Source organism: Kitasatospora sp. NPDC017646, assembly GCF_044329365.1.
In the GTDB taxonomy this organism is placed as follows: domain Bacteria; phylum Actinomycetota; class Actinomycetes; order Streptomycetales; family Streptomycetaceae; genus Kitasatospora.
Genome location: NZ_JBIRJC010000050.1, coordinates 37,310 through 41,106 on the forward strand (window position 1 = coordinate 37,310; position 3,797 = coordinate 41,106).

Genomic DNA, 3,797 nt, shown 5'->3' on the forward strand with positions numbered 1-3,797 from the left:
ACAACCCCCCACCCCCGCTTCCCCCCCCCCCCGCGTCTCCGTTTGTGGGGCCCGGTCACCCCCCCCCCCCGGGTGGGGCCGGGCGGCGGCCCCCCCCCCCCACTCCGGGGCGGTACGCGTGGCAGTGGACGCGGTGACTACTCGACCACGCCGGACTTGGCGATCTTGATGGTGGCCGAGGTGCGGCCGCTCTGCGAGCCGAGGCCCTCGACCTTCTTCACGACGTCCATGCCCTCGACGACCTCGCCGAAGACGACGTGCTTGCCGTCCAGCCAGTCGGTGACGATGGTGGTGATGAAGAACTGCGAGCCGTTGGTGTTGCGGCCGGCGTTGGCCATCGACAGCAGGCCCGGGCGGTCGTGCTTCAGCTGGAAGTTCTCGTCCGCGAACTTCTCGCCGTAGATGCTCTTGCCACCGGTGCCGTTGTGGTTGGTGAAGTCACCGCCCTGCAGCATGAAGGCGGGGATCACACGGTGGAAGCCGGAGCCCTCGTAGCCGAAGCCGTTCTGGCCGGTGGCCAGCTCGCGGAAGTTGCGGGCGGTCTTCGGGACGACGTCGTCGTACAGCTTGAAGACGATGCGGCCGGCCGGCTCGTCGTTGATGGTGATGTCGAAGAAAACGTTGGAACCCATGCAGGGATCATGGCATGACCGGCCGGGCACCGCGCGCCACCCCCGGCTACCCCGCTGGTGGCGTCGGCGTGTTATTTCCGCGTTCGTCGCCGCGCCGGAACGGTAGAAGTTAACATCGATGTCAGATTCAAGCCTTCGGTCGGAACGACGTGGTGGACGGCGGGGTGGACGGCATGCGGATCGGCGAACTGGCCCGGCGCACGGGCGTGAGCGAGCGCTCGCTGCGGTACTACGAGCAGCAGGGACTGCTGGTCGCACGGCGCACCGCGGGCGGCCACCGGGAGTACCCGGAGATGGCCGTGGACCGGGTGGTGCACATCCAGGAGCTGTTCGCCGCCGGGCTGCACAGCCGCACCATCTACAAGATCCTCCCCTGCATGCGGGACTCCGACGGCGGCCCGAGCGAGACCGCCACCCCGCTGCTGGTCGAGGAGCTCACCTCGGAGCGGGACCGGATCGACCGGATGATCACCGACCTGAAGCGCTCGCGCGAGGTGCTGGACGAAGTGATCGCCGGCGCCTCCGGGGAGCCGGCGGTGGCCGGGGCAGCTGCGGCCGAGGCGGCGTAGCGGCGGGCGGCTCAGGCCTTGAGCTTGCGCCAGACCGCCTCCAGGGCCGCGATGTCCGCCGCGTCCAGCCGGTCGGTGAACACCGGGGCCAGGGCGGCCCGTCGGGTCGCGTCGGCCTCGGCGAAGAGGGCGCGGCCCTGCCCGGTCAGCTCGATCCGCACCGAGCGCGCGTCCGAGGCCGAGGGCGTGCGGGACACCAGCCCCCGCCCGGCCAGGGCGTCCACCACCCGGGAGACCTGGCTGCGGCTGAGCATGGTCTTGGCTCCGAGGTCGGAGGCGGCCACCGGCTCCCGCTGGCCGTTCAGCCAGAGCATCACCTCGAACCAGGACAGCGGCAGCCCGTGCACCCGGGCGAGCTCCCGGTCCACCCGGGCGGCCAGGGTGGTGCCGGCCCACACCAGACCGTAGAAGGCGTGGTCCTGTTCCGACAGGGGGCCCAGGGAGAGATCGGCGCGGTCCATGCCGTTCATCGTACCGAGGGTGCGTGCGTGTGCACACAGTGCCCGCGCTTGCACACCCGGATCGGGGCCGGCCCGGCGGCCAGTAGCATCGGCCACCAACCAGCTTGAGGGGGACGGAAGATGAGTCGGATCGGGGTCTACCTGGCGCATCCGCGGCCGGGCAGCTTCAACCACGCGCTGTACGGCGCCGTGGTGGACGAACTGCGCGGGCGCGGCTGCGAGGTGCTCGCCCACGACCTCCCCACGGAGGGCTTCGACCCGCTCAACACCTCGGACACGCCCGAGACCCGGGAGCGCGACGAGTTCGGCGACCCGCTGGAACGGATCCGGACGGCCTGCGTGCTGCCGTACGTCGGAGTCACCGACGTCCGGCGGACGGTGTTCCGCACGGTCACCGACTCCCCCGCCGCCGAACGGGCCGCATGGCCGCGGCAGGCCCGGGAGCAGGCGGCCGCGCTGCTCGGCCGAGCCGGCCCCGGCCCCGCCCGAGTCCCCTACAGGACGAGCTCCGCCACCTCCTGGTCACCACTCAGCTCGCCGGTCGGACGGAAGCCCAGCCGGGCGTAGAACCCGGCGGGCCCGGCCGGGCCCGGGTGGTAGGTGACGGTCGCGCGGGTGCCGCCGCGGCGCCGGATCTCCGCGCAGACCCGCTCGACCGCGAAGCGCCCGTAACCGCCGCGCTGCCGCCCGGCGTCGACCAGCAGCCGCCAGAGCCCGGAGCGGGGGCGGTCGTCGGGGCGCTCCGGGTCGAAGCGGACGTCGAAGAAGGCCATCACGAAGCCGACCGGCCGCCCGCCGTCCAGGATCAGCCGCGGCCAGGCCGTCTCCCCGTGCACGTACGCCTCGGCCAGCGACTTCGCCACCGGCGCGACCAGTCCCTCCTGGTCGGGGCGCACCCGCAGGGCGAGGGCGGCGTCGATGTTCCCGGGGGTGAGCACGGCGAGGCTGAGGTCCGAAGGCACGGCGGTCAGCCTAGACAGCCAGGCCGCCCGCCGTCGCCCGGTCTACCGGGCCGCGTTCACGCGCCGGCCGGGTAGTCGGTGCCGCGGCTGACCGCCGCCCAGGCCTCGGCTTCCTGGCGCGCGCCGTCCAGGTTGCCCAGGATCGCGTCCACGGCGTCGGTGCCGAGTGCGAGCCGCAGCGGGGTCTTCTCCGCGGCCAGGGCGGTCAGGATCGCCTCGGCGGCCTTCACCGGGTCGCCCGGCTGCTTGCCGTCGGAGTCCGGCAGGCCGGTGCGGACCGGGCCGACCACCGGCTCGTACGCGTCGATCGGGGCGCTGTGGGCCAGCGCGCCGCCGCCCGCGAAGCCGGTCCGGAACGCGCCCGGCTCGACGATCACCACCTTGATCCCGAAACCGGCCACCTCCAGGGCCAGCGCCTCGGACAGCCCCTCCAGCGCGAACTTGGTGGCCGAGTAGGCGCCCACGCCGGGGAAGGAGAAGCGGCCGCCCATGCTGCTCATCTGCACCACGGCGCCCGTGCCCCGGGCGCGCATGTGCGGCAACACGGCCCGGGTGAGCGCGGCCGGACCGAAGAAGTGCAGGTCCATCAGGTCCCGCAGCTCGCGGTCGGTGGACTCCTCGACGGCGCCGATCAGGCCGCGGCCGGCGTTGTTCACCAGGACGTCGATCCGGCCGTGCCGCCGCACGGTCTCCTCGACCACGGCAGGGATCCGCTCCTGGTCGGTGACGTCCAACTGCACCGGGACCAGCCGGCCCGGGTGCGCGGCGGCGAGCTCCGCCAGGGTCTCGGGGCGGCGGGCGGCCGCCACGACGGTGTCACCGGCCGCCAGCGCCGCCGCGGCGATCGCCTGGCCGAAGCCGGAGTTGGCGCCGGTGATCAGCCAGACCTTGCCGTCGGCGTGCTGCTCGGGGGTGCTGCTGCTCATGTTCGGTTCTCTCCCGCAATGATCGCGCCCTGCACACAAGTTGACGATCATTTATGTCATCCGGGCCGCCGGTTCGTCCAGGACGGTTCGATGCCGGACGACGAACGGCCCCCGACCGCTCACCGGCGGTCGGGGGCCGTCGCGAAGGACGTGCCGGCTACGGCAGGTTGCGGGCCATGACGATCCGCTGGACCTGGTTGGTGCCCTCGTAGATCTGGGTGATCTTCGCGTCCCGCATCATCCGCTC

General features: G+C 72.9%; 7 protein-coding genes. 2 read left to right on the plus strand and 5 right to left on the minus strand.

Annotated elements, in window-relative coordinates; genetic code table 11:
- Positions 1-137: 137 nt before the first annotated feature.
- Positions 138-632, minus strand: coding sequence for a peptidylprolyl isomerase (locus ACH4J0_RS37835; protein WP_396245729.1), 495 nt, complete (start codon positions 630-632; stop codon positions 138-140).
- A gap of 173 nt (positions 633-805) precedes the next feature.
- Here ACH4J0_RS37835 and ACH4J0_RS37840 point away from each other — a divergent pair, with 173 nt between their 5' ends.
- Complete coding sequence (locus tag ACH4J0_RS37840) at positions 806-1,201, plus strand: MerR family transcriptional regulator (protein WP_396245735.1); 396 nt, start codon at positions 806-808, stop codon at positions 1,199-1,201.
- 11 nt (positions 1,202-1,212) lie between these two features.
- Here ACH4J0_RS37840 and ACH4J0_RS37845 read toward each other — a convergent pair whose 3' ends face one another.
- Positions 1,213-1,662 (minus strand): MarR family winged helix-turn-helix transcriptional regulator, encoded by a 450-nt coding sequence (locus tag ACH4J0_RS37845; protein ID WP_396245730.1) that lies wholly within the window; start codon positions 1,660-1,662, stop codon positions 1,213-1,215.
- Between the two features lie 120 nt (positions 1,663-1,782).
- On the opposite strand from ACH4J0_RS37845, the gene ACH4J0_RS37850 reads away from it, so the two are divergent.
- Entirely contained in the window at positions 1,783-2,229 is a 447-nt protein-coding gene (locus tag ACH4J0_RS37850) for a hypothetical protein (protein WP_396245731.1), read from the plus strand.
- Here ACH4J0_RS37850 and ACH4J0_RS37855 read toward each other — a convergent pair.
- From ACH4J0_RS37855 to ACH4J0_RS37865, 3 genes are all read right to left on the minus strand, one after another.
- On the minus strand, positions 2,157-2,624 hold the full coding sequence (locus tag ACH4J0_RS37855) for a GNAT family N-acetyltransferase (protein ID WP_396245732.1): 468 nt from the start codon (positions 2,622-2,624) through the stop codon (positions 2,157-2,159). The two genes, ACH4J0_RS37850 and ACH4J0_RS37855, sit on opposite strands and share 73 nt — an antisense overlap.
- Positions 2,625-2,680: 56 nt before the next feature.
- Complete coding sequence (locus ACH4J0_RS37860) at positions 2,681-3,550, minus strand: oxidoreductase (RefSeq protein WP_396245733.1); 870 nt, start codon at positions 3,548-3,550, stop codon at positions 2,681-2,683.
- A gap of 157 nt (positions 3,551-3,707) precedes the next feature.
- Positions 3,708-3,797 (minus strand): acyl-CoA dehydrogenase family protein (locus tag ACH4J0_RS37865; protein ID WP_144385854.1); only part of this gene is annotated, 90 nt, incomplete at its 5' end.

Coding starts and splice junctions, on each gene's coding strand:
- ACH4J0_RS37860 (WP_396245733.1), bottom strand. CDS start 3,550: ATGAGCAGCAGCACCCCCGAGCAGCACGCCGACGGCAAGGTCTGGCTG.
- ACH4J0_RS37850 (WP_396245731.1), top strand. CDS start 1,783: ATGAGTCGGATCGGGGTCTACCTGGCGCATCCGCGGCCGGGCAGCTTC.
- ACH4J0_RS37840 (WP_396245735.1), top strand. CDS start 806: ATGCGGATCGGCGAACTGGCCCGGCGCACGGGCGTGAGCGAGCGCTCG.
- ACH4J0_RS37845 (WP_396245730.1), bottom strand. CDS start 1,662: ATGGACCGCGCCGATCTCTCCCTGGGCCCCCTGTCGGAACAGGACCAC.
- ACH4J0_RS37835 (WP_396245729.1), bottom strand. CDS start 632: ATGGGTTCCAACGTTTTCTTCGACATCACCATCAACGACGAGCCGGCC.